Source organism: Brevundimonas halotolerans, assembly GCF_003730275.1.
In the GTDB taxonomy this organism is placed as follows: domain Bacteria; phylum Pseudomonadota; class Alphaproteobacteria; order Caulobacterales; family Caulobacteraceae; genus Brevundimonas; species Brevundimonas halotolerans.
Genome location: NZ_QTTA01000023.1, coordinates 27,862 through 50,290, shown reverse-complemented (window position 1 = coordinate 50,290; position 22,429 = coordinate 27,862). Strand labels below are relative to the sequence as shown.

At 66.8% G+C, this 22,429-nt stretch carries 25 protein-coding genes; 15 read left to right on the top strand and 10 right to left on the bottom strand.

All coding sequences use genetic code 11. From position 1 onward, the window contains the following. The first annotated feature begins 71 nt into the window (after positions 1-71). Positions 72-1,286 carry a tRNA 2-thiouridine(34) synthase MnmA gene (gene mnmA, locus EG854_RS12140; protein WP_375782304.1) on the top strand — a complete coding sequence of 405 codons (1,215 nt, stop codon included), beginning with the start codon at positions 72-74 and terminating at the stop codon, positions 1,284-1,286. 28 nt (positions 1,287-1,314) lie between these two features. Here mnmA and EG854_RS12135 read toward each other — a convergent pair whose 3' ends face one another. After that, positions 1,315-1,806 carry a winged helix-turn-helix transcriptional regulator gene (locus EG854_RS12135; protein WP_123288395.1) on the bottom strand — a complete coding sequence of 164 codons (492 nt, stop codon included), beginning with the start codon at positions 1,804-1,806 and terminating at the stop codon, positions 1,315-1,317. Between the two features lie 104 nt (positions 1,807-1,910). Here EG854_RS12135 and EG854_RS12130 point away from each other — a divergent pair, with 104 nt between their 5' ends. Together EG854_RS12130 and EG854_RS12125 are read left to right on the top strand one after the other, a co-directional pair. After that, the gene (locus EG854_RS12130; RefSeq protein WP_123288394.1) at positions 1,911-2,774 is read left to right on the top strand and encodes an acyl-CoA thioesterase; all 864 of its coding nucleotides are present in this window, start codon (positions 1,911-1,913) and stop codon (positions 2,772-2,774) included. Positions 2,775-2,857: 83 nt separating this feature from the next. Next, positions 2,858-4,048 (top strand): thiolase family protein, encoded by a 1,191-nt coding sequence (locus tag EG854_RS12125; RefSeq protein ID WP_123288393.1) that lies wholly within the window; start codon positions 2,858-2,860, stop codon positions 4,046-4,048. Positions 4,049-4,057: 9 nt separating this feature from the next. Here the strand turns inward: EG854_RS12125 and EG854_RS12120 are convergent, their stop codons facing one another. Then, positions 4,058-4,696 carry a hypothetical protein gene (locus EG854_RS12120; protein WP_123288392.1) on the bottom strand — a complete coding sequence of 213 codons (639 nt, stop codon included), beginning with the start codon at positions 4,694-4,696 and terminating at the stop codon, positions 4,058-4,060. Positions 4,697-4,923: 227 nt separating this feature from the next. On the opposite strand from EG854_RS12120, the gene EG854_RS12115 reads away from it, so the two are divergent. After that, on the top strand, positions 4,924-5,790 hold the full coding sequence (locus EG854_RS12115) for an alpha/beta hydrolase (protein ID WP_241153259.1): 867 nt from the start codon (positions 4,924-4,926) through the stop codon (positions 5,788-5,790). Between the two features lie 89 nt (positions 5,791-5,879). Continuing rightward, positions 5,880-8,192 carry a M1 family metallopeptidase gene (locus EG854_RS12110; RefSeq protein ID WP_123288461.1) on the top strand — a complete coding sequence of 771 codons (2,313 nt, stop codon included), beginning with the start codon at positions 5,880-5,882 and terminating at the stop codon, positions 8,190-8,192. A 50-nt stretch (positions 8,193-8,242) separates the two neighbouring features. Here EG854_RS12110 and EG854_RS12105 read toward each other — a convergent pair whose 3' ends face one another. Both EG854_RS12105 and EG854_RS12100 read right to left on the bottom strand, forming a co-directional pair. Next, a complete protein-coding gene (locus EG854_RS12105) occupies positions 8,243-8,482 on the bottom strand; it encodes a helix-turn-helix domain-containing protein (protein WP_123288390.1) in 240 nt (79 codons plus the stop codon). Then, positions 8,483-8,983: a DUF2975 domain-containing protein gene (locus EG854_RS12100; protein ID WP_123288389.1), complete on the bottom strand. Its 501-nt coding sequence runs from the start codon at positions 8,981-8,983 to the stop codon at positions 8,483-8,485. An 88-nt stretch (positions 8,984-9,071) separates the two neighbouring features. Between EG854_RS12100 and EG854_RS12095 the strand changes: the two genes are divergently transcribed. From EG854_RS12095 to EG854_RS12085, 3 genes are all read left to right on the top strand, one after another. Continuing rightward, complete coding sequence (locus EG854_RS12095; RefSeq protein WP_123288388.1) at positions 9,072-10,001, top strand: ABC transporter ATP-binding protein; 930 nt, start codon at positions 9,072-9,074, stop codon at positions 9,999-10,001. After that, the gene (locus tag EG854_RS12090) at positions 10,001-10,726 is read left to right on the top strand and encodes an ABC transporter permease (RefSeq protein ID WP_123288387.1); all 726 of its coding nucleotides are present in this window, start codon (positions 10,001-10,003) and stop codon (positions 10,724-10,726) included. Before EG854_RS12095 ends, EG854_RS12090 begins: the two co-directional genes overlap by 1 nt. 207 nt (positions 10,727-10,933) lie before the next feature. Continuing rightward, positions 10,934-11,305: a YkgJ family cysteine cluster protein gene (locus tag EG854_RS12085; RefSeq protein ID WP_123288386.1), complete on the top strand. Its 372-nt coding sequence runs from the start codon at positions 10,934-10,936 to the stop codon at positions 11,303-11,305. On the opposite strand, the gene EG854_RS12080 is transcribed toward EG854_RS12085, so the two are convergent. The 3 genes from EG854_RS12080 to thiE form a co-directional block, all read right to left on the bottom strand. Next, positions 11,302-11,964 carry a hypothetical protein gene (locus tag EG854_RS12080; protein ID WP_164462030.1) on the bottom strand — a complete coding sequence of 221 codons (663 nt, stop codon included), beginning with the start codon at positions 11,962-11,964 and terminating at the stop codon, positions 11,302-11,304. The genes EG854_RS12085 and EG854_RS12080 overlap by 4 nt on opposite strands. Positions 11,965-12,018: 54 nt before the next feature. Next, entirely contained in the window at positions 12,019-13,707 is a 1,689-nt protein-coding gene (locus EG854_RS12075) for a sensor histidine kinase (protein WP_123288384.1), read from the bottom strand. Between the two features lie 67 nt (positions 13,708-13,774). After that, positions 13,775-14,425: a thiamine phosphate synthase gene (gene thiE / locus EG854_RS12070; RefSeq protein ID WP_123288383.1), complete on the bottom strand. Its 651-nt coding sequence runs from the start codon at positions 14,423-14,425 to the stop codon at positions 13,775-13,777. Positions 14,426-14,546: 121 nt separating this feature from the next. Here thiE and EG854_RS12065 point away from each other — a divergent pair, with 121 nt between their 5' ends. The 5 genes from EG854_RS12065 (at position 14,547) to EG854_RS12045 (ending at position 17,518) form a co-directional block, all read left to right on the top strand. After that, positions 14,547-14,732 carry a (2Fe-2S)-binding protein gene (locus EG854_RS12065; RefSeq protein ID WP_123288382.1) on the top strand — a complete coding sequence of 62 codons (186 nt, stop codon included), beginning with the start codon at positions 14,547-14,549 and terminating at the stop codon, positions 14,730-14,732. Positions 14,733-14,893: 161 nt separating this feature from the next. Then, complete coding sequence (gene bfr / locus EG854_RS12060) at positions 14,894-15,394, top strand: bacterioferritin (protein ID WP_123288381.1); 501 nt, start codon at positions 14,894-14,896, stop codon at positions 15,392-15,394. 54 nt (positions 15,395-15,448) lie between these two features. Then, positions 15,449-15,952: a tryptophan-rich sensory protein gene (locus tag EG854_RS12055; RefSeq protein ID WP_123288380.1), complete on the top strand. Its 504-nt coding sequence runs from the start codon at positions 15,449-15,451 to the stop codon at positions 15,950-15,952. Between the two features lie 99 nt (positions 15,953-16,051). After that, positions 16,052-16,618, top strand: a complete 567-nt coding sequence (gene efp / locus EG854_RS12050) for an elongation factor P (RefSeq protein ID WP_123288379.1) — start codon at positions 16,052-16,054, stop codon at positions 16,616-16,618. A 93-nt stretch (positions 16,619-16,711) separates the two neighbouring features. After that, complete coding sequence (locus tag EG854_RS12045; RefSeq protein ID WP_123288378.1) at positions 16,712-17,518, top strand: inositol monophosphatase family protein; 807 nt, start codon at positions 16,712-16,714, stop codon at positions 17,516-17,518. Between the two features lie 6 nt (positions 17,519-17,524). Here EG854_RS12045 and EG854_RS12040 read toward each other — a convergent pair whose 3' ends face one another. Continuing rightward, positions 17,525-19,387 carry an ABC transporter transmembrane domain-containing protein gene (locus tag EG854_RS12040; RefSeq protein WP_123288377.1) on the bottom strand — a complete coding sequence of 621 codons (1,863 nt, stop codon included), beginning with the start codon at positions 19,385-19,387 and terminating at the stop codon, positions 17,525-17,527. 135 nt (positions 19,388-19,522) lie between these two features. Between EG854_RS12040 and rpmE the strand changes: the two genes are divergently transcribed. Together rpmE and EG854_RS12030 are read left to right on the top strand one after the other, a co-directional pair. After that, complete coding sequence (gene rpmE, locus EG854_RS12035; protein ID WP_123288376.1) at positions 19,523-19,747, top strand: 50S ribosomal protein L31; 225 nt, start codon at positions 19,523-19,525, stop codon at positions 19,745-19,747. Positions 19,748-19,908: 161 nt separating this feature from the next. Beyond that, on the top strand, positions 19,909-21,516 hold the full coding sequence (locus EG854_RS12030) for a L,D-transpeptidase family protein (protein ID WP_221403410.1): 1,608 nt from the start codon (positions 19,909-19,911) through the stop codon (positions 21,514-21,516). 4 nt (positions 21,517-21,520) lie between these two features. Here EG854_RS12030 and rcdA read toward each other — a convergent pair whose 3' ends face one another. Both rcdA and EG854_RS12020 read right to left on the bottom strand, forming a co-directional pair. After that, positions 21,521-22,072 carry a protease adaptor protein RcdA gene (gene rcdA, locus EG854_RS12025; protein ID WP_123288375.1) on the bottom strand — a complete coding sequence of 184 codons (552 nt, stop codon included), beginning with the start codon at positions 22,070-22,072 and terminating at the stop codon, positions 21,521-21,523. A gap of 93 nt (positions 22,073-22,165) precedes the next feature. Further along, on the bottom strand, positions 22,166-22,372 hold the full coding sequence (locus tag EG854_RS12020) for a DUF1192 domain-containing protein (RefSeq protein ID WP_123288374.1): 207 nt from the start codon (positions 22,370-22,372) through the stop codon (positions 22,166-22,168). Positions 22,373-22,429 lie beyond the last annotated feature (57 nt).

Genomic DNA, 22,429 nt, shown 5'->3' with positions numbered 1-22,429 from the left:
TGTGACCGCAGGGGCGGCCTTCTGCATTGCTGAGCCTCGAAAAAGTCGGGCGGGCCCTCTATATGGCGCCCATGACCACGGTGATCACCCGCTCGCAGGATACCGCCTGCCCCATCGCCGCCATGGCGCCTGCCGATCTGGATGCGGCGATTGCCTCCGCGCGCGCGGCGGTCGGCCTGCCGGTCGGATCGCGCGTGGTGGCCGCCATGTCCGGCGGGGTCGACTCGACCGTGGTCGCGGCCCTGCTGCACAAGGCCGGCTATGACGTCGTCGGCGTCACGCTTCAGCTCTATGACCATGGCGCAGCGCTCAAGAAGAAGGGCGCCTGTTGCGCCGGGCAGGATATTCACGACGCCCGTCTGGCTGCCGACACCCTCGGCATTCCCCACTATGTGCTCGACTATGAAAGCCGCTTCCGTGAGGCGGTGATCGATCAGTTCGCCGACAGCTATCTGGAAGGGCGCACGCCTGTGCCCTGCATCCGCTGCAACCAGACGGTCAAGTTCCGCGACCTGCTGGATGTCGCGCGTGACCTCGGCGCCGAGGCCATGGCCACCGGCCACTATGTCCGCCGGTCGGTCATCGATGGCCGGGTCCAGATGCGCAAGGCCATCGATCCGTCGCGCGACCAGTCCTATTTCCTGTTCGCCACCACCCGCGACCAGTTGGACTATCTGCGCTTTCCGCTGGCCGATCTGGAAAAGCCCCAGGTGCGCGGTGTCGCGGCCGAACTGGGCCTGCGGATCGCCGCCAAGCCCGACAGCCAGGACATCTGTTTCGTGCCGTCCGGCGACTACCGCACCCTGATCGACCGGCTGCGCCCGCAGGGACGTGAGGCCGGCGAGATCGTGCACATGGACGGCCGGGTGCTGGGCACCCACGCAGGCATCACCGACTACACCATCGGCCAGCGGCGCGGGCTGAACGTCGCCGTGGGCGATCCCCTGTTCGTCGTCCGGCTGGAGCCAGAAACTCGCCGCGTGATCGTCGGTCCGCGCGAAGCCCTGTTGACCGGTGCGCTGACACTCGAAGAAACCAACTGGCTGGGTGACGAGGCCGACTTTGCGGCCGCAGCAGCCACGGGCCGCCCGGTGCTGGCCCGCGTCCGCTCGACCCGCCCGCCCCTGCCCGCCCGGCTGTTCCGCGACGGCGACGCCATCGGCGTCAGCTTTGACGCGGGCGAGGAGGGCGTATCCCCCGGCCAGGCCTGCGCCCTCTACGACCCGGACGATCCCGAACGTCTGCTCGGCGGCGGTTTCATCGCCTCGACGCGCGCGCTCGCCTGACCGCTCGCGGCCTGCCGGAAACTGACGATCAGGCCGCATCCTCGCGCGGCATGACATCCCCGACAGTCGGCCGGTTCTCGGCCCGGGTCAGGGCGATCTCGCGCGGCTTGACGATCTCGCTGCAGTGGTTGCAGGCGATGCGCGGATCCAGCGAATGGCCGCAGGTCTGGTGCACCATGTCGATGCCCGAGTCACAGTCGCCATAGACATGCTTGTTGCCCCAGGCGTGCAGGGTGACCAGCACTCCGTACAGATCCTTGCCCTTGGCCGTCAGCACATATTCGTTGCGCGGCGGGCGCTCGGAATAGGGGCGGACTTCCAGCACCCCGTGCTGCACCAGTGACTTCAGTCGCGCCGCCAGAACATTGCGCGCCAAGCCCAGACGATCCTGCCATTGTTCAAACCGGCTGACCCCCTGAAAGGCATCGCGGATGACCAGCAGGGTCCACGGGTCACCGATCACCTCCAGCGTGGCAGCGATCGAGCAACTTTGTCTGGAGTAGTCAGCGGTGCGTCCCATGTCAGAAAGGTGACGTGGCGGCAGGCTGATTGCAAGTGGGTTGTCATTCTGGACCCTCCGCCTATTCTCGACAGTCCGTCTTTTTACGCAATGGACCGATACGCATGGCCATTCCCGCGCCTCTGCAGACCCTGGATCAGGCCCTCGCCCTCACGGCCGGCGAGGGGCCAGACCGGACCGCCGATCTGACGGCGGACTTCTCCAACGCACCGCTGGCCTGGGATGCGGACAGGGGCGCACCGTTCGGAGGGCTGATGGCGGCCCTGGCTGTCCGCGCCATGCGTGAAGGGCTGGACATCCAGCCACCGCTGATGACCCTGACGGTCCAGTATCTGGCCGCGGCCCGTTTCGCGCCCGTCACCTTTTCGCCGACGCTGGAGCGGGGCGGACGATCCGTGGCCTATGCCTCGGTCAGGGCCGGCCAGCCCGGGCGGCCCGCCCTGACCGCGCTCGGCACCTTCGGCACCCTGGGTCATGGACCTGAGGTCCGGCCGCTCAGCCCGTCCCCGACCCCGTTCGAGGGCTTGGACCCGACGCCGGTCGATCCGCAGCTGGCCCCCTGGTTCACCCGCTATATCGAGCACCGGTTCGACGGCGGCGCAAAGATCGGCGGCGGCTCGCCCCTGTCGGACCCGACCCTGCGGCTGTGGATGCGCACCATCGACCATCGCCCGCTGGACGAGCTCAGCCTGTGCTTCCTGCTGGACGGCATCTTCCCGTCCTACATGACGGTGCTGCCCGCGCCGCCCTTGCCGTCGGCGAGCGTCGACCTGCGCTATGACCTGATCGAGCCGGTGACGCCGGACACCTCGCCGGAAGGTTGGGCCATTTTTCAGTTCCGCACCCGGGACGTTTCCGGCGGCTGGGCGTTGGATGACGGTGTGGCCTTTGCGCCGGACGGCAGGCCGCTGGCGCTCGCCCGGCAAAGGCGCAAACTTTTCGGGCCACGCCGCACGCCCGGCGCCTGAGCGCAGGTGCAAACGGACTTGCGTTGCAGCGCACAAAAGCCGATCTAGCCTTCACCTTATCCGTATCCGAGGGACTGTTTTCCATGACCCAATCCAATGACCCCGTCGTCATCGTCGCCTTCGCCCGCACCCCGATGGGCGGCTTTCAGGGCGCGCTGAGCGGCGTCAAGGCGACCGATCTGGGCGCCACCGCCGTCAAGGCCGCGGTCGAACGCGCGGGCGTCAGCGCCGACAAGGTCGAGCAGATCTTCATGGGCTGCGTCCTGCCGGCCGGTCTCGGCCAGGCCCCGGCCCGTCAGGCCGCCATCGGCGCGGGCCTCGGCAAACATGTCGAGGCGACCACGGTCAACAAGATGTGCGGCTCGGGCATGCAGGCCGCCATGATGGCCCACGATGCGCTTCTGGCCGGCACGGCCGACATCATCGTCGCGGGCGGCATGGAGTCGATGACCGGCGCCCCCTACGTCATGAACAAGCACCGCGGCGGCGCCCGCATCGGCCACGATGTGATCGTCGACACCATGTATATGGACGGTCTGGAGGATGCCTATACGCCCGGCAAGCTGATGGGCGCCTTTGCCGAAGACACGGCCGGCCAGTACCAGTTCACCCGCGAACAGCAGGACGACTACGCCATCGAATCCTTGCGACGGGCCAATGCCGCCATCGAAAGCGGCGCCTTCGATGCCGAGATCACGCCGGTGGAGGTCACCAGCCGCAAGGGCACGGAAACCATCACCACCGACGAACAGCCCGGCAAGGCCCGTCCGGAAAAGATCCCGACCCTGCGTCCGGCCTTCGCCAAGGACGGCACCATCACCGCCGCCAATGCCAGTTCTATCTCGGACGGGGCTGCCGCCCTGGTCATGACCCGCGAGAGCGTCGCCAAGGCCATGAACCTGCCGATCGTGGCCCGCGTCGTCGCCCACGCCGCCCATGCGCATGAGCCGGGCCTGTTCACCACCGCCCCCGTGCCCGCCATGCAAAAGGCCCTGAAGAAGGCCGGCTGGTCGGTCGACGACGTTGACCTCTGGGAGATCAACGAAGCCTTTGCCGTTGTGCCGATGATCGCCATGAAGGAAATGGGCATGAGCCGCGACAAGGTGAACGTCAACGGCGGCGCCTGCGCGTTGGGCCACCCCATCGGTGCCTCGGGCGCCCGCATCCTTGCCACCCTGCTGGGCGCGCTGGAAGCCCACGGCAAGACCAGGGGCGTGGCCTCGCTCTGCATCGGCGGCGGCGAAGCCGTGGCCATGGCCGTCGAGCGGGTCTGACCGACCGCGTCAGTCGGCCAGACAGACCTCGCAGCTCTCGGGGCTGAACCGGGCACTGCATTCGCGCCGGACGGCCTCTCCATGCTCGGTCAGCGCCTCTCGGTATATTCCACAGACCTCGGCGGCGAGCGGCACGGCCGGGGTCTGTGAAATCACTCGGCTGCCCTGCACGGCCGTAAAGCGGGCACCGTCTCCGTCCGCGCGCATTTCGACGGCGTCGTCGCCATTCCAGAGCTTCAGGGCCACGCCCTCTTCTGGATCGGCGACGAACAGGGCGGATTGTGACCGGCGGCTGTCCAGCGTCAGCCCGACATTGCCGGAGGGGGAGAAGGTGACATACCCCCCGCGTTCCTGACCGGTGTCGTCGTACAGCATGACACCGGCGACCTTTTCGCCGCCGCGGCCAATGCGCCGCCCGTCGATGATCGCATCGGGCAGGGCACCGCCGACCCTGACCCGCACCACGCCGTTCTCATCCACGACCGCCAGTTCGGAGACGGTCAACCTCTGCGGATCGGTGTTCACGGCAAAACCCGCTACCAGCAGGGCCCCCAATCCCAGGATCGCAAGGCCCTGCAGTCGCGTTTGCCGCCGCAGACGTTGCAACAACGCCGCCATGTCCTGCGCGTTTTCAGCGTCATCGTTCATCGTAAACCTCCCCAAATACATCGAGGACAGCATCGACACGAAATGCCGGTCGAATGAACTTAAATATCGGCAATATGATTGCAGGCATGTAATCTTCGGAGGCTCGTCCTCCATGAGTCTGCTTCGTGATGTCACTGCACCGTCGTTCCCTGCTTGCCATCACGCCCGGTCTGGTGGCCGCTGTGTCTTCCGGCAGGCTGTCGCACGCGTCCTCCCGCCCTGCACGGATGGATGATATACACCTCTGGCCCGGCGCAGCTCCCGGCGGTGACGGCGTCACCGTCACGCCCGAGGTGGTCGAGCGCTCGACCGATCCCGCATTTCACGACCGCATCGCAAAGCACACGCGCGATCCCCTGCTGACGGTCGTGCGGCCAGTACAGCCGAACGGCGTGTCGATGCTGCTGGTCCCCGGCGGAGGGTACCGCTGGGCTGTGGTCGACAAGGAGGGCATGGACTGCGCCCGCGTGTTCGCGGCCATGGGCTACACCTGCTACGTCCTGCGCTACCGCCTGCCCGCGGACGGTTGGGCAGCGGGACCGGATGCGCCGTTGCAGGATGCCCAGCGCGCTCTGTGTCTGGTCCGGGCCCACGCCGCCGGCGAAGGCCGCGCCCCGGATCGCACGGTCGTTCTGGGCGCCTCGGCCGGAGGGCATCTGGCCGGTCTGCTGGGCGCGCGTGCGGACGCCACCTACCCAGTCATCGATGCAGCGGATCAGCATTTCCACCGGCCCGACGCCCTGATCCTGCTCTATCCGGTCGCCACGCTTGCCGACCCTTACGCCCACGCCGGATCGCGTCGCGAGCTGCTGGGTGAAACCCCCGCGCCCGATCAGATTTCGGCCTACAGTCTGGAGCAGATGGACTGGACAGGGGCCGCTCCGACTTTCCTGCTGCACGCGATGGACGACACGGCCGTGCCGGTCGAGAATTCCCTGATGCTGTCCGCCACCCTTCGGCAGGCCGCGGTCCCGGTCGAGGTCCATTTGTTCGAGGAAGGCGGCCATGGCTTTGGCATTCGCCTGATCGAGGGCCGACCCGCCGCCGTCTGGCCCGATCTGGTCCGGAGCTGGCTCGGCCGACGCGGACTCTGAACGGTCTGTAATGTTCTGCGGCTTGCGCCCGCCCCCCTGCCCGCTAAGGTCGCCGCGTCCTTGGGCCGGTAAATTTTGTGGGGTTTTTCATGCGTATCCGAATTCTGGTCGCGGCCTTGGCCGTGTCCACCCTTACGGCGGGGTCCGCCGTCGCCCAGGTCAGCGTCGGCGCGGTCGATCAGAGCCGCGGCACCTATGAGGACAAGTTCCGCCAGTTCGAGGGCGAGAGCTGGCCCAGCCCCAACGACTACCGTACGGCCTCGGGCGCGCCCGGCCATCGCTACTGGCAGCAGCAGGTCGACTACGTCATCGACGTGCGCCTCGACGAGGACGCCAAGGCCCTGACCGCCAGCCAGCGGATCACCTATCACAACAACTCGCCTGACACCCTGACCTACCTCTGGATCCTGCTGGACCAGCAGGACATGGCCGAAGGGTCGATGGCCACCATGGCCTCGCCCAGCTCGAGCTCGGAGACCTATCAGTTCTTCGAGGCCCTGGGCTTTGAGCGCGGTCAGACCTGGGCCGGCGGCTTCCAGAACATCGTCGTCAAGGGCACCGACGGGCGCCCGCTGAACATCACCCAGGTCGATGCCCTGCTGCGCGTCGATCTGCCCCGCCCGCTGGCACCCGGCGAGCGGATCAGCTTCGACATGACCTATGCCATGCCGTTCGCCCAGACCATGGTGACCGGCGCCCGCAGCGGCTACGAATGCTTCCCGGGTTCGACCCCGGCCGGCAACTGCATCTTCCAGGCCGCCCAGTGGTTCCCGCGTCTGGCCGCCTATTCCGACTATGAAGGCTGGCACACCCTGCCCTTCCTCGGTTCGGGCGAGTTCCCGCTGGAGTTCGGCAACTATCAGGTGTCGATCACAGTTCCGGCCGACCACGTGGTGGCCGCCTCGGGCGAGCTTCAGAACAGCCGCGACGTGCTGACCCGCGAGCAGCAGGCCCGCATGGAGCAGGCCCGGTCGGCCACCGATGCCCCCGTTTATGTCGTCACCCCCGACGAGGCCGTGGCCCGCGAACAGGGTCGCTCGACCGACACCCGCACCTGGCGTTTCGAGGCCGAGAACGTCCGCGATTTCGCTTGGGCTGCCTCACGCGGTTTTGTCTGGGACGCCATGGCCGTCCGTCAGGATGAGCCGGGTGCCGAATATCCGACCGTCATGGCCATGTCCTTCTACACCAAAGAGGCGCGGCCGATGTGGGATACCTATTCCACGCGCGCCGTGGCCCACGCCATCGACGTCTATGGCTCCTTCACCTTCCCCTACCCCTATCCGACAGCCCAGTCGGTCAACGGGCCAGTGGGCGGGATGGAATACCCGATGATCACCTTCAACGGGGCCCGTCCGACGCGCGATGAGAATGGCAATGTCATCAACGGGGACGCGACCAAATACGCCCTCGTCGATGTGATCATCCACGAGATCGGCCACATCTGGTTCCCGATGATCATCAACAGCGACGAGCGTCAGTGGACCTGGATGGATGAGGGCATCAACACCTTCGTCGAATATCAGGCGACCAAGCTCTGGGATCCTGACTTCCCGTCGCGGGGCGAGCCGCGCGACATCGTCCGCTTCATGACGTCGGACAACCAGGTCCCGCTGATGACCCGCTATGACACGGCGCTCAATGCCGGCAATGTCGGCTATCTGAAGCCCGGCACGGCTCTGGTCGTGCTGCGCGAGACGGTCATGGGCCGCGAGCTGTTTGACCGCGCCTTCCGCGAATACGCCGAGCGCTGGAAGTTCAAGCGTGCCACCCCCTACGACTTCTTCCGCACCATGGAAGAAAGCTCGGGCATGGACCTCGACTGGTTCTGGCGCGGCTGGTTCTATTCGACCGACCACGTCGACATCTCGCTCGAAAACGTGGTCCAGGCCCGTCTGGCCACGGATGAGGACGAGGAACAGTCTGAAGGTCCGCCGCCTCCCGGCGAGCCCGAGGTCGAAGTCGTCGAGCCGCCGGTGCCGCTGACCATCGCCAACAATGCCGGCATGCAGACGGTCATCGAGCGCAACCCGTCGATCGACGCCTATGACGACAGCGCCGACGGCGCCTATCCCCTGACGGACGAGCAACGCCGGGCCATTGGCCGCGGCGGTCGGCAGATGATCATGCCCCTGATCCAGGAAGCCCAGTCGTTCGACTCCAACGTCTACCGCTTCAGCTTCAAGAACGTCGGCGGCGTGGTGATGCCCATCATCCTGAAGCTGACCTTCGACGACGGCACCAGCGAAGTGGTCCGCATCCCGGCCGAGATCTGGCGCTACAACAGCCAGGAAGTCAGCTGGCAGTATGTGACCGACAAGACCCTGGTGCAGACCGAAGTCGATCCCAACTGGGAGACCGCCGACGCCGACCGCGAGAACAACTACTTCCCGCGTCGCTAGTCAGCACTGACGATCAGGGCCGGAGGGCGCGTTCCGCAAGGGACGCGCCCTCAGTCGTTTTCGTCCGGCCCATTCAGATCGGCAGGGTCGGCCTCATAGTCCAGCAGGTCAGCGGGGCGGCACCCCAGCGCCGCGCACAGCCTGGCCAGGGTGGAAAAGCGGATGCCCTTGACCTTGCCCGAGCGGAACAGGGACATCTGCGTCTCGCTCAGCCCCACCTCGGCGGCCAGATCACGGGCGGTCCGGCCCTGTTTGGCCAGCACGGCATCAAAGGTCACGCGAACGGGCATTCAGATCATCTCGTCCAGCTCGGCCTGCACATCGGCCGCCTGATCCACCACCCGGCCCAGCAGGAACAACGCCCCGCCGATCATGCCCAGCGTCATGCCGCTGACGTCGAAATGCAGCCAGCCGCCCTGCCCGCCGTGGATGATCCGCGTCAGATTGGTGACCACGAACACACTCCAGACCCCGCCGACACCCAACGCCAGCCCGACATTGCGCAGGGCCAGCACCAGCGTCGGCTGGATCAGCCGCCCCTTCGACAACTGCCCCATGGCCCGACCGATCATCCACACCGCCGCCAGATAGCAGACCGCCGGCATGGCCCAGATGACCGAACTGGCGATATCCCACGCATAGGGGACCTCATCGCCTCGCAGGCGCAGCCATAGGGGCGCGATCAGATGCATCAGCGCCAGCAGGCTGCCGACGCTGATCACCATGAACCGGGCCAGCAGCTGGAACTGGTGGCAGCGCGCCCGGAACCGGGCCAGATCGTCATGACTCATCGGGCTCTCTCCCTGACTGAAATTTAATCTTGACTTAAATTTCTGACGTCTGCAACTTTATATAAGAGTTAAACCACGAGACGTCGACATGCTTGCTATTGAAACCCGCGACCTGCGTCGCCGCTTCGGCCCAACCCTGGCCGTGGATGGCGTATCCCTCTCGGTTCCCCGGGGCTGCGTCTATGGCTTCATGGGCCGAAACGGGGCGGGCAAGACCACCACGCTCAAGATGCTGCTGGGACTGGTCCGTCCTGATGCCGGCACGATCTACATCGCCGGGAGGGATGCGCTGGTCGACCGGCTGGGCGCCGTCCGCTGCGTGGGAGCCCTGCTGGAGGCGCATGGCTTTTACGCCCACCTGTCCGGTCGCGAGAATCTGGACCTGACGCGGTCCCTGCTGGGGCTCAGGCGGACCGAGCTGGACCGGGTGCTCGATATCGTCGGCCTGACCCCTGACGCCGGTCGCCGGGTCGGCGGCTATTCGCTGGGCATGCGCCAGCGATTGGGGATCGCCCGGGCCCTGCTGGGCAGTCCCGAAGTGCTGATCCTCGACGAGCCGACCAATGGCCTCGATCCCGACGGTATTGCCGACATGCGCGACTTTCTGCGGACCCTCCCTGCCCGCGCCAACGCCACTGTGCTGCTCTCCAGCCACCTGCTGGGCGAGGTGGAGCAGGTCGCCGACCGCGTCGGCATTATTCATCAGGGTCGGTTGGTGCTGCAGGACGATCTGGCGACCCTGCGCGCCGGTCAGGCTCCTCAACTACGGCTCGGCTGCGACGCCCCGGACCGGGCCCGCGCGCTGATTTTGAGCATGGGCCTCACGCCCGACCCGGACAGCGACCGGATCACCCTGGCCCCGGGCGCCGATGTCCGCGAGACCGCCCGCGCGCTGAACCGCGGCCTCGTGGAGGCTGGCATCGGCGTCCACGAACTGACCCCACAGGCCCGCTCGCTCGAGACCATCTACCGCGACATCACCGCCCTGACCCCGCCAGCTCAGAAGGAAGCCGCCTGATGCTCCGTGTCTTGACCGTCGAACTGCGTAAGCTCAACCGCTCGCTGGCCGCCGCCCTGGCCATCGCCGCGCCGGGCCTGATCGCTGTCTTTACCTTCTTCAACATCCTGCGGGGCAAGACCGCCCAACCCTGGGACATGTGGATGGTCAGCGCCGCCGGAATCTGGGCCTTCTTCATGCTGCCCATGAGCGTTACGGCCCTCACGGCCCTGATTGCCCATATGGAGCACGGTCCTCGCACCTGGGACCATCTGCGGGCCCTGCCCCTGCCGCGCTGGACGCTCTATGCCGCCAAGATCCTCAGCGTCTTTCTGGTGCTGGCCGCAATGAGTGTCGGCGTCTTCGCCTTCACCTGGGCGGCCGTAAAGCTGGCCGTCGTGATCAAGCCCGAGTTGGCCCCGACGGGTGTCTTCGACGCCTCAGCCTACCTGACGGCTCTGGGTCGCATGTATCTCGCCGCCACCCTCGTCGTGGTGATCCAGCTCTGGATCGCGCTCCGCTGGTCCAGCTTTGTGCCCGGGCTGGTGGTCGGAATCGGCGGGACCTTCTTTGCCGTCGTCGCCACTGCCGCAAAGGTCGGCGTCTTCCTGCCCTGGCAGATGCCCGTCAATATGCTGGCGACCGAGGGCTGGCGCCTGCAGACCGCTCTGGGACTGGGCTTTGGCGGGGGTCTGGTCCTGCTGGCCCTTATGCTGTGGCACCTGTCGCGGCGCGAGGTGCTGTAGGTCGAAGTCCAGCAACCGCGCCAGTCCGCCCGCCGGTGCCATCATGACGATCATGGCCACCTCCTGAGTCGTAATTGATAGTCATTCTCAGGTTTGCGGATTCACCCCCCTCATGGCAAGCCTTGAGACGAATTCTGCTCCAAAGGCCGCCCCCTGCCCGACCCCCTTGCCCGCTCCTGCGATGACTGCGGCCTGTGCTGCAAGCTGATGGGTGTGACCGCACTGGACAAACCGGCGGGTCGTTGGTGCACCCATTTCAAAAAAGCCCAAGGGTGCCGCATCTATGACGACCGGCCTGCGGACTGCCGAATTTTCAACTGCCTGTGGCTGCTGACCGAGGCGCTCGATGCCGACTGGAAGCCGTCCGTCTGCGGCTTCGTCCTGCACAGCGAAGCCGGAGGGGGGCGGCTGATCGTCGAATGCGACCCGGCCCGCCCGCACGACTGGCGGCGCGCGCCCTATCAGGCCACGCTGGAACGCTGGGCCGGTCAGGGGCAGGAGGTTCTGGTCATGACGGGGCGCGCGGGTCTGCGGCTGCTGCCCGATGGCCAGACCCGACCGGTACGGCGTGCGGGTTAGCGCGGCTCGACCGTCTGGCCGATCGCATCGGCAAGCGCCCGGTCCTCGTCACTGACGGCCGACACCCAAACGTGCAGTTCGACGCCGTCGCGCAGCCGATACAGATGCTCCAGCGCCAGCGTCCGACCGTTCTCGGTGACAATGATCGACCGGCGGCCGGCCCGTTCGCGTTGCTCACCGCTGTAGATCGGGAACTGCGACTGTGGACCGACATAGATCATCAACAGACCACGGCCCTCGCGCCGGACCGAGAAGATGTCGAACTCGGGACCCGACCGTCCGGGATACAGGCCCGCGCCCTCCGGCATGGCGACCCGGAACGGCAGGACGAGGCGCTCGGACACGGTCAGGGCAACGGGCTCAGGCTCAGGCGGTGCAGTGGGCTCGGCAGCCTCGGCAGGGGCCTCCGCGGGTTCTGCCTCGGCCTCGACGACGACTGCCGGCTCTGTCTCGGGCGCGGCCTCGGCCTCAGCCTCTGGCTCAGGCTCCGGTGCTGGCGGGGTCGCGATGGCGACCGGCGGGCCGCTGTTAAGGTCGCGGGTAATGTCGTCGCCGTCCGCGTCCTGAGCGAGAACCGCAGCGGGGGCGAACACCAGACCCACAGCCAGTCCAAGGCCGACAAGGGCATGAGGGCGGGTGAGGAGATCGAGCGCGTTCATGATCCGACCATCCCCCGACGCCACGCCGGGCGCAAGTCCGCACTTCTGTCGAGATCAGGCGGCCTGGAGTTCCACCCAGAAGGTTGCGCCCTGGCCCGGCTCGGACACTACGCCGATGTCACCGCGCTGCAGTTCGACCAGCCGCTTGGCCAGGGCCAGGCCGATGCCGTGCCCCTCAATTGCGGACCGTTCGAGACCCAGACGGTTGAAGGGCTCGAACAACTGCGCCTGTTTGTCGGCCGACAGACCGGGGCCGCGGTCGATGACCTCGATGCGAACGCCACCCGGGACACGACGGGCCTTCAGGATCACAACGCCGCCCGCGGCGCCATATTTCACGGCGTTGCTGGCCAGATTGCCGATCACCTGGGTCAGACGCTGGGAGTCCGCCAGCGCCACCATGCCGTCAACTGCACATTCCAGCTCGATCCGCACGCCTGCGGCTTCGGGCCGCAGCGCCGTCACGCGGGCCACATCGTCCAGCACACCGTGTACGTCGGTCGGGCGCAGGTCGACCTTGACCGCCCCGGATTCGGCGCGGGCTACGTCCAGCAGGTCATGGGCCAGGGCCTCGACCTGACGGGCGGTCTTGACCAGCATGTCGGCCATGTCCCGCTGGGTATCGGTCACCTCGCCGATCTGGCCGGATTTCCACAGTTCGCCGATGCCGATCACGCCTCCAACCGGGCTCTTGATCTCATGGGCCACATTGGCCAGCAGCCGCGACTTGGCCGCCGAGGCGCGCTCGGCCCGAACCTGACCGGCCTTGGCGCGATCTGCCAGAAGGTCCCGCTCTTCGAGAAGGGCGGCGACGAGCAGGATCGGCATGAAGCCCAGCAGCATCATGACCTGCGCCAGCACCGCCCTGCCGGCGATATCTGACCCGTGCATGGCAAAGGGTCCATGATCCAGCATGGCGCTTCCCACAGCGGTCAGGGTGACAATCAGCAGGCTGGTGGCTATGCCCAGGATCCTCAGTCGCACCGCGATCAAGATCAGCAAGGGGAACATGGCGAAGCTCATCGGCACCGTGGCGAACCAGAACACCGCCCAGGAGGCCATCGTCAGAAGGCCCAGCAGGATCAGCGTCTCGGCCAGCTTCCACGGTCGCCGCAGCACATTCATATGGGTGCGGGTCAGGGCGAGGCCAAACGTCCCAATGACGGCCAGTCCCAGCGCATGGCCGAACCACCAGGTCTGGAAGGACGCGGCGATATCCGCGCCGCTCATCGCGTAAAGACACAGCGAGGCGAACAGGGCCGCCGGAATCGGCGCCACGACCGCGGCACTCAGCAGGAACCGGGCGCATCCCTCGACCGTGCTCAGGTTCAGCCCCGGCGCAAACCGCCGCGCCAGCGTCACCGCCAGCACGATCTCCACCATATTGGCGACGGTGAACATGACCGACAGCAGCGGTGGATTGCCGACCAGAAACTCGCCGACCAGAATGCCCAGCGCGATCAATCCGCCGTACGCCAGGTCGTAGATCGGCCCGCGTGACGTTCTCAGCCAGACAACCGTCGCAAGGCCACCGGCCCCCCAAAGGGCCGCCACGAGACCTGCTGTTCGGGCAAAGGTGATCGACAGTACAATCAGCAACGCCACCCCGACCGCTGTCAGGATCGGCACCAGAGGCTGTGAAAACACAGGTTCGTGGACACGTTCTGTGACGGCGCGCGCGGCGCTCTTGTCGGAGGCCGCCTTCACAGGCTTAGAGATATCCAGCGCGGGGCTGACGGGCATTCGACTTGTCCACATGACACAAACAGCCCGTGATGCTTAATCGCTGCCCTTTAATATCCCCTGAAGCTCAACCGCGAAGAGCCGCGTTGAGGGCACGCACGGCCTCTGCCGGTCCGCCGGGGTGTGACCACACTGCGCCGCTGACCGCCACAAAGTCCGCCCCGGCCGCGGCCATGGCACCGGCGTTTGTCGCATTGAGCCCGCCGATCGCCACGCAGGGGATCTCCATCGTCTCCTGCCAGATCGTCAGCACATCCGGGCTGGCGGTGTGTTCGACCGCCTTGGTCGCCGTCGGGTAAAAGGCGCCAAAGGCCACATAGTCCGCCCCCGCCTCGGCCGCCTCCATGGCCAGATGGCGACTGTCGTGACAGGTCACCCCGATCATCGCGTCCGGTCCCAGCAGCCGCCGCGCCTCGGCCACCGACCCGTCCTGCTGCCCCAGGTGCACGCCGTCGCAACCCGTCACCTTCGCCAGATCGGCGCGGTCATTCAGAATCACCGCCACGTCGCGCGCCTGCGCCAGCGGGGCCAGCACCTCGACCGCGCGGCGCACCTCGGCGTCCGGCACATCCTTCAGCCGGATCTGCAACGCCGCCACATCCCCGCTCTCCAGCGCCTGTGCCAACTGCCCGGCAAAGGCCGTGAGGTCAGGAACGGCGGGCGGCGTTATCAGATACAGCCGACACGGCGGACGGGCGGGGACGGTGGTCTTGCTCATTCCCGGCAAGTGCGACGCCGCACCGCATTCGTCAACGTCGCATCGTGCGTGCGAACGATTTGCAGTCGCCGCGATTGGTGCTATAGCGAGGCGTTATCAACTAATCCGGCGTGTGCGCTCCGTGTACATCTGCAACTGCAACGGCCTGAGGCAGCGCGACGTCGCCCGTGCGATCGACTCGGGCGCGACCCGTCCCCGCGACGTCTTTGCCCACCATCAGTGCAGCGCCCAGTGCGCCAAATGCGTCTGTGAAATGCGCCAGATGATTCAGGAAACGCGCGAGTCTTGGGCCATGGCCGCCGAATAGCCGCTGGGCCTCTCGAGATCGACACGCAAAGTCGTTCTCATCTTACTGAAAACGCAGATTATTTTTGAGAGCCGCCGTTCGGTGTGCTAGGCTGTGGCTCTGCTTCAACGGCGGGCGATTCCCCACGCGTGGCCCCGCCCCGAATACGAAAGGCCTCGGCCATGAAGGGCGATCCCGCGATCATCCGCACCCTCAATGGGGTCCTGACCAACGAACTGACGGCGGTGAACCAGTATTTCCTGCATGCCCGCATGTTCGAAAGCTGGGGCCTGTCGCACCTCGGAAACGTCGTTTACGAGGAATCGATCGGCGAGATGAAGCACGCCGACATGCTGATCAAACGCATCCTGTTCCTCGACGGCCTGCCGAACCTGCAGGATCTGCATAAGCTCAAGGTGGGCGAGGACCCCATCGAATGCCTGGGCGCCGACCTGCAGCTTGAGCTCGACAGCCGCAAGGCGACCTCGGCCGCCGTCACCCAGTGCGAGGAAGCCCGCGACTACGTCAGCCGCGACCTGCTGATGCGCATCCTGTCGGATACCGAGGAGCACATCGACTTCCTCGAGAACCAGCACAAGCTGATCGAGCTCATGGGTGCCCAGAACTATCTGCAGTCGGCGATGAAAGAGATCGTCACCGACGGCGGCGCCACGGGCAACTGATCGGGAACAGACGGCGGTTCGACCCATTCCTCTGGTGTGGCTGGAGGAGACTGGATGTTCGATCTCGACGACGTACACGACAAGGCGACCAATCTTATCAACGCTCGTGACCGGGACGGTAGCCATGTGCTGCTCGGTCTCGGGCTGACGCTCGGCTTTGCGGTGGCCGCGACAGCCCTTGCTCACATATCGGTCAAACCACGCCCCACAGGCGGCACGGACCAGCCGGTGACCGAGCGGCCGCGCGGCTCGCTGGGCCTGATCCTGCCCGCCATGTTTTCGGCCACCACCCTGTCGGCATTGCGCGTCTGGAATGCCCCGGCCCGCCCCGAGCGCACCCGCGCCCTCGGCTTCTGGGCGGCGGCCCAGGCCCTCAACGCTGTGTGGATCGCCTTGCGTCCGACCAGTCGCGGGCTGCAGATCGCCGCAGCCATGTCGTCCGCCGGCATGGCGGCCGCCTTCGCCCACGAGGCCCGCCAGATGGACACCCGGGCCGGCAAGATGGCCTCTCCGCTCGGGTCCGGCGTCCGGCTGGCGAACCGCATCCAGCCCGACTGACGCAACATTCCGCCCGCTTGCCCTTTGACCGTCGCCCCTGTAGGGGTCGCGTCCAAATTTCACGCCTGCGCGCGCGCAGTCCAACCCCAGCGACATTCGATGAAAATCAACGGCAACACCATCAAGCCCGGCATGGTCCTGCAAGTGAACGGCGGCCTCTGGGTCGTGACCAAGGCCAGCCACGTCAAGCCGGGCAAGGGCGGCGCCTTCGCCAACGTCGAGGCCAAGAACCTCGAGACAGGCAACAAGCTGAACGAGCGCTTCCGGTCAGAAGACAAGGTCGAGCGCGTCACCCTGGAACAGAAGGATTTCTCCTATCTGTTCGACAACGGCGACAGCCTCGTCTTCATGGACGACGCGACCTACGAACAGATCGAACTGCAGAAGGACTGGGTCGGCGATGACCGCATCCCGTATCTGCAGGAAGGCATGAAGGTCGTCATCGAGATGCACGAGGAGCGCCCGATCGGCCTCTCCCTGCCGGACCAGGTCAATCTGGAAGTCGTCGAGACCGAGCCGACCGTGAAGGGCCAGACCGCCTCCTCGTCCTACAAGCCGGCCATCGCCAACAACGGCGTCCGCATCATGATTCCGCCCTATATGGGCGTCGGCGAAAAGATCGTGGTCGACACCACCACCGGCGAATACGTCCGCCGCGCGGATTGATCCGGGCGGTCCAGCCGGACCGCTCCCTTTTTTGAACTTCTCCGCATCTCCGGGCCGGAAGCCTTTCAGGACATGCGGACCAGGAGATTCCCCATGGCCCTCGCCTCTGCCCTTCTGCAAACCATGATCGACGCGGTCCGCAAGACCGCGCGGCCGATGCTCCGCGACTTTGGCGAGGTCTCCCAGCTGCAAGTCTCGCGCAAGGGGCCCGCCGATTTCGTCACCGCCGCCGACATCAAGGCCGAGCAGACCCTGTTCGAGCTGCTGACCAAGGCGCGCCCCGGCTACGGCTTCCTCGGCGAGGAACGCGGCATGATCGAGGGCACGGACAAGTCGCACACCTGGATCGTCGACCCGATCGACGGCACCACCAATTTCGTCCACGCCATGCCCCACTTTGCCATCACCGTGGCGCTGGAGCGGCGCGCGCCCGACGGCTCGGCCGAGGTCGTCGCAGGCGTCACCTTCAACCCCGTGCTGAACGAGCTGTTCTGGGCCGAAAAGGGCAAGGGCGCCTATCTGAACGACGCGCGCATCCGGGTCACCGGTCGCCGCGACCTCAGCCAGTGCCTGATCGGCACCGGCCTGCCCTTCATGGGCAAGACCGGCCACGCCCAGGCGATCAAGGACATCCACGCCATGGGCCAGCGGGTCGCCGGCATCCGTCGTCTGGGATCGGCGGCGCTGGACCTCGCCTGGGTGGCGGCGGGCCGTTACGACGCCTTCTGGGAGCGCAACCTCAAGCCGTGGGACGTGGCCGCGGGCCTGCTGTTCGTCTCCGAGGCGGGTGGCATGGCCACCACCATCGACGGCACCGGCAATGTCCACGACGGCCAGCAGATCCTGGTCGCCAACTCGGACCTGCACCCCCAGATCGCCGCCATCCTGCGCGCGACCTGATCGGGCTCAGTCGGCCCGGAACTGCAGCCGGGCCAGCCGGGCGTACAGCCCCCCCCGAGCGACCAACTCGCCGTGGGTGCCGACTTCGACCACCCGGCCCTCGTCCATCACCACAATCCGGTCCGCGCGCAGCACGGTCGCCAGCCGGTGGGCGATCACCAGCGTCGTGCGCGCCTGCATGGCCTCATCCAGCGCCACCTGCACCAGACGCTCGTTCTCGGCATCCAGCGCGCTGGTGGCCTCGTCCAGCAGCAGGATCGGCGCCTGCCGGATCAGGGCCCGGGCGATGGCGAGCCGCTGGCGCTGTCCGCCTGACAGGCTGCGCGCGCGCTCGCCCAGCGGGGTGTCGAACCCTTCGGGCAGGGCCTCGACGAACGTCAGCGCCTGGGCCCGCTCGGCCACGTCGCGGACCTCTTCGACCCCCGCGTCCTCGCGGCCAAAGCGGATATTCTCGATCGCCGAACCCGAGAACAGCGGCGCTTCCTGCGACACCCAGGCAAAGCGCGACCGAAGATCGACAGGGTCGACAGTCGAGGCCTCAACTCCGTCGATCCGCACCTCCCCGGACTGCGGATCGTAGAAGCGCAGCAGCAGGCGAAACACCGTCGACTTGCCCGCGCCCGACGGCCCGACCAGGGCCACCGTCTCGCCCGGTCTCACCGACAGGGTGAAATCCCGGAGCGCCGGCAGGTCCGGTCGTCCCGGATAGGCGAAGTTGACGTCGCGCATCTCGACTTCGCCGACCGGCGGCTTGGGCAGGGCCTTCGGGGCGGCGGGCGGGCGAATGCCGGGTTGGGCCCGCATCAGTTCGTCGATTCGCTGCATGGCACCTGCGGCTTTTTGCACATCGCCCCAGCTCTCGCCCAGTGCCCCCACGGCACCGGCCACGAACACCGACAGCAGCACAAACTGCAGCAGGGCCCCCGGCGTCATCCGTCCGGCGATCACATCCTGCGCGCCCAGCCACAGCACCAGCGTCACACCGCCGAACATCAGGGTGATGATCATGGCCGTCATCCACGCCCGCGCCCGGATCCGCTTCAGCGACACGCCAAAGGCCGCCTCGACTGCCGCCCCGAACCGGCCGATGGCCGAGGCCTCGCGGCCAAAGGCCTGCACCGTCTCGATGGCATCGACGCTCTCACCCGCGAACCCGACCGCCTCGGCGAACCGGTCCTGCGAATCGACCGTCAGCTTGCGCACCACCCGCCCGAACAGGAACAGCGGCACGATCAGCAGCGGCAGCACCAGCAGCACCAGCCCCATCAGCTTGGGGCTGACCACGAACAGCAGGATCATCCCCCCGATCATGGTCAGCAGGTTGCGCAGCGCAAAGCTGATCGAGGTCGTCATCAGGGTGTCGATCAGTTGAATGTCGGTCGTCAGGCGCGACAGAACCTCGCCCGTCCGCATCCGCACGAAAAAGGCCGGGTCCAGCGTCAGCACCCGCCCGAACAGGGCCGTGCGCAGGTCGGCGATGATCCGCTCGCCCGTCCGGGTCACGAAATAATAGCGCACCGCCGAAGCCACCCCGAGGAACAGCGCATTCAGCCCCAGCAGCAGGAACCAGAAATTCAGCTGCGCCCCACCGGCCTCAAAGCCGTTGTCGATGGCCCCGCGCGAGGTCACCGTCAGGCCCAGCGAGGCCGCCGTCGACATCAGCAGCCAGAACACCGACAGCGCCACATGCCCGCGGTGCTGGACGGCAAAGGGCCACAGGCGCAAAAGCGGGCGCACATCCTTTTGCCGGGTGCGGCGCTCGCCTGCCTCGCTCAGCCGCTCGCTGAGCTGTGCCCCGGCGCCGGGGCGGCCAGAGGCCTCGGCATCCAGGTCGGGTGCGGCGCGGGAAGGCGGGGGTGTTTCGGTCATGGCCCGCGCCTCTTGCCCCGGAACGCTACCCGGTGTAAACGCCGCCCCTCGCTCGCCGGAGCTTCTGGCGGGTTTCCCATTTTGCGCACCGACGGTCGGCATCGTCACCGCGCCTGAACAGACCGGACCAACGCGATGAAAGCGGACACCCACCCCGACTATCACTTCATCACCGTGACGATGACGGATGGCACCTCCTACCAGACGCGCTCGACCTACCAGAAGGAAGGCGCGACCCTGAACCTGGACATCGATCCGCTGACGCACCCGGCCTGGACCGGCGGCAACCAGCACCTGATGGACCGGGCCGGTCGCGTGTCGCGCTTCAACTCGAAATTCGGCGGCTTCATCAAGAAGTAGCCAGCGGCTCGCCCCTCTCGGGGGTGCGTCCCGGAAGCCACAGAGCGCCGTCCCTCGGGGGCGGCGCTTTCTGTTTGTCTGGAACGCCGATAAGCTGCGGTTGATTATAGAACAGCGGGGTCATTCAGGGCGCCCGCGACAAGCTGGACGGCAAACGGATCATGATCACGCGTCGACAACTGGGTCTGGGTGCAGCCACCGCCGCCATCATGGGAGCGGCCCAGGCCGCCCATGCCCAGAACGCACCACAGGATCCGATGGGCCGGCCCCAGGGCGTTCCGCCGACCCGTGACCCGACCGCCGTCGCCTTCTACAACAGCTTCAACGACCAACTGGCCCGCCTGCCGCAAACCGAACAGCCCGATGTCCGGGTCTTCTATGAGATGAACGGCTGGACCCCGGTCTGGACCGCCCCGCGCCTCGACAATTTGCGCACTGCGGCCTCCAAGGCCGAGCGCCATGGCCTCGCCCAGTATGACTTCTTCGATTTCGAGGGCCTCGCCGCCGACCGCAGCATGGCGGAAATGCGCACCACGGCCGCCGCCCTGCGCTACGCCCGCGTGCTCAGCGAAGGCCGCATCCGCCCCGAGACGGTCGAGGATCTATGGGAGATGCGCAAGAACCGCATCGACCTGCCGCTTGGCCTGTATCAAGCCCTCGCCTCGAACGGCGTCGTCGAATGGTATGAGGGCCTCGCCCCGACCGACATCGGCTACAGCAATCTGTCGGCGGGCTATGTCCGCTATCGTCGCATGATCCGCGAGAACGGCGGCTGGCCGACCTTCCGGCTGGGGGCCAACATTGAGCCCGGCGACGTGGATCGCCGCGTGCCGCAACTGATCCAGCGGCTGATCGCCGAGGGCGACCTCAATGAGGCCGAAGGCATGCGCCTGCTGGCCATGGCCGACAATTTCTACGGCCCTGAGCTTCAGCAGGCCGTGCGCAGCTTCCAGGGCCGCCACGGCCTCGCGGTTGATGCCCGCATCGGATCGGGCACCCAGCAGTCCCTGTCGGCGTCTGCCGAGGATCGCGCCCGCCAGATTGCCCTCAACCTTGAGCGCCGCCGCTGGCTGGCCCGTGACGTTGATCCCGAGCGGATCGAGGTCAACACCGCTGCCGCCATCATGGTCTACTGGAAGGACGGGCGCCCCGTTCACTCCAACCGCGTCGTCGTCGGCACCGCCGCCAACCAGACCCCCAGCCTTGAAAAGCCGTTCGCCTCGGTCGTGGCCAATCCGCCCTGGTACGTTCCGGCCGGCATCGCCCGAAACGAGATCCTGCCCCGCGGCCCCGGCTATCTGGCCGCCAATGACATGTACATCTCGAACGGCACGGTCATCCAGCGGGCCGGTCCCCAGTCCGCGCTGGGCTATGTCAAGTTCGAGCTGCGCGACAGCTACGCCATCTTCCTGCACGACACCCCGTCCAAGGGTGCGTTCAACCTGGCCTACCGTCACCGCAGCCACGGCTGCGTGCGCGTCGAGGGCGCGGTCGAGTTCGCCCGTCTGCTGCTGTCCCCGGATCCCGCCAAGCTGGAAGAGTTCGACACCGCCCAGGCAAACCGGCGGACCACCCGGGTCACGACGGGCCGCGAAATCGGAGTGCGCCTGCTGTACTGGACGGCCTTCGTCGACGGTCAGGGCCGCGTGGCCTTCCGCGAGGATGTCTACAATCGCGATGAAAAGCTGGCCGATGCGCTCGGCATCGCCGTCTCCCTGCCCCGTCCGGTTCAGGACGGTCGCGTCGACGCCAACGACGTCGGGCCGTAGAGCGTCAGTTCGAGTTGTTGGGGGCCCCGAAGGCCGCTGACAGTCTGTCGAACTGACTCTGAACCGGGTTCGGCGTGTCCGCCGGCGGGGTTGCATCCACATACATACGCCGGTCCAGATAATGGATTCGGTCGTACAGCTTCTCGGCCCGCACCGCATATTCCACCAGCGCGATCGGCAGGTCTGCGGGCGGCGGCGTCTCACCCTCGACCTTGCGGGCCGCCAGCCGATAACGCGCCTCGCAGGCCGCGCTGGCCGCCATGTCGCCCTCGCGCACCGCGCGCTGCACCAGCAGCCACGAAGCGATCTGCATCAGGCGGGTGGTCAGGCGCATGCTCTCGCCCGCATAGGCCAGGGCGCTGGAGCGCGACAGCAGCTTGGAGTCCCGCCGTCCCTCACCGTCCAGATAGGCGGCCGTCTCCTCGACCAGCTCCATCCCCTCGCGAAAGGTGCGGTCGTACAGGTCGGAGGCGGCAAAATCGGTCACCACGGCGACGCGACCGTCCACGGCGGTGCCGGACGGAGCCAGATCGGGCGGGGACGTCTCTTCAGTCATCAACACTATTTACCTGTAGGTGAACCCTGTCGCCGCAGATGGAACCGCGTCGGCCCGGTTGCCTGCAACGGTCATGCCACGCCGCCCGTGCCGTTACGAGCCGAAGTTGAAGAGCGCCTCGGCCGCCGATTTGCGCGCCGACTTCGCCTCCATGGCTGCTTTCACGCGGGCAATCTCGGCTTCAAGCAGGGCGATCCGGTCCCGGCACTCCTCGACCGAATAGAGATCCAGGTCCTCGCGCGCCAGCTGGCCCAGCAAGGCCCCGCGCTGCGGCCTCGGTTCGGCGTCGTCGATGATCATGCCCGCCTCCTTGGTTCACGGTCCTGTGGCCCCTATGTGAACGCCCGGACACGGATG

Excerpts from the sequence above, each read along its gene's own strand:
- mnmA (WP_375782304.1), top strand. The coding sequence starts at position 72 with ATGACCACGGTGATCACCCGCTCGCAGGATACCGCCTGCCCCATCGCC.
- EG854_RS12135 (WP_123288395.1), bottom strand. The coding sequence starts at position 1,806 with ATGGGACGCACCGCTGACTACTCCAGACAAAGTTGCTCGATCGCTGCC.
- EG854_RS12130 (WP_123288394.1), top strand. The coding sequence starts at position 1,911 with ATGGCCATTCCCGCGCCTCTGCAGACCCTGGATCAGGCCCTCGCCCTC.
- EG854_RS12125 (WP_123288393.1), top strand. The coding sequence starts at position 2,858 with ATGACCCAATCCAATGACCCCGTCGTCATCGTCGCCTTCGCCCGCACC.
- EG854_RS12120 (WP_123288392.1), bottom strand. The coding sequence starts at position 4,696 with ATGAACGATGACGCTGAAAACGCGCAGGACATGGCGGCGTTGTTGCAA.
- EG854_RS12115 (WP_241153259.1), top strand. The coding sequence starts at position 4,924 with ATGGATGATATACACCTCTGGCCCGGCGCAGCTCCCGGCGGTGACGGC.
- EG854_RS12110 (WP_123288461.1), top strand. The coding sequence starts at position 5,880 with ATGCGTATCCGAATTCTGGTCGCGGCCTTGGCCGTGTCCACCCTTACG.
- EG854_RS12105 (WP_123288390.1), bottom strand. The coding sequence starts at position 8,482 with ATGCCCGTTCGCGTGACCTTTGATGCCGTGCTGGCCAAACAGGGCCGG.
- EG854_RS12100 (WP_123288389.1), bottom strand. The coding sequence starts at position 8,983 with ATGAGTCATGACGATCTGGCCCGGTTCCGGGCGCGCTGCCACCAGTTC.
- EG854_RS12095 (WP_123288388.1), top strand. The coding sequence starts at position 9,072 with ATGCTTGCTATTGAAACCCGCGACCTGCGTCGCCGCTTCGGCCCAACC.
- EG854_RS12090 (WP_123288387.1), top strand. The coding sequence starts at position 10,001 with ATGCTCCGTGTCTTGACCGTCGAACTGCGTAAGCTCAACCGCTCGCTG.
- EG854_RS12085 (WP_123288386.1), top strand. The coding sequence starts at position 10,934 with ATGGGTGTGACCGCACTGGACAAACCGGCGGGTCGTTGGTGCACCCAT.
- EG854_RS12080 (WP_164462030.1), bottom strand. The coding sequence starts at position 11,964 with ATGAACGCGCTCGATCTCCTCACCCGCCCTCATGCCCTTGTCGGCCTT.
- EG854_RS12075 (WP_123288384.1), bottom strand. The coding sequence starts at position 13,707 with ATGCCCGTCAGCCCCGCGCTGGATATCTCTAAGCCTGTGAAGGCGGCC.
- thiE (WP_123288383.1), bottom strand. The coding sequence starts at position 14,425 with ATGAGCAAGACCACCGTCCCCGCCCGTCCGCCGTGTCGGCTGTATCTG.
- bfr (WP_123288381.1), top strand. The coding sequence starts at position 14,894 with ATGAAGGGCGATCCCGCGATCATCCGCACCCTCAATGGGGTCCTGACC.
- EG854_RS12055 (WP_123288380.1), top strand. The coding sequence starts at position 15,449 with ATGTTCGATCTCGACGACGTACACGACAAGGCGACCAATCTTATCAAC.
- efp (WP_123288379.1), top strand. The coding sequence starts at position 16,052 with ATGAAAATCAACGGCAACACCATCAAGCCCGGCATGGTCCTGCAAGTG.
- EG854_RS12045 (WP_123288378.1), top strand. The coding sequence starts at position 16,712 with ATGGCCCTCGCCTCTGCCCTTCTGCAAACCATGATCGACGCGGTCCGC.
- EG854_RS12040 (WP_123288377.1), bottom strand. The coding sequence starts at position 19,387 with ATGACCGAAACACCCCCGCCTTCCCGCGCCGCACCCGACCTGGATGCC.
- rpmE (WP_123288376.1), top strand. The coding sequence starts at position 19,523 with ATGAAAGCGGACACCCACCCCGACTATCACTTCATCACCGTGACGATG.
- EG854_RS12030 (WP_221403410.1), top strand. The coding sequence starts at position 19,909 with ATGATCACGCGTCGACAACTGGGTCTGGGTGCAGCCACCGCCGCCATC.
- rcdA (WP_123288375.1), bottom strand. The coding sequence starts at position 22,072 with ATGACTGAAGAGACGTCCCCGCCCGATCTGGCTCCGTCCGGCACCGCC.
- EG854_RS12020 (WP_123288374.1), bottom strand. The coding sequence starts at position 22,372 with ATGATCATCGACGACGCCGAACCGAGGCCGCAGCGCGGGGCCTTGCTG.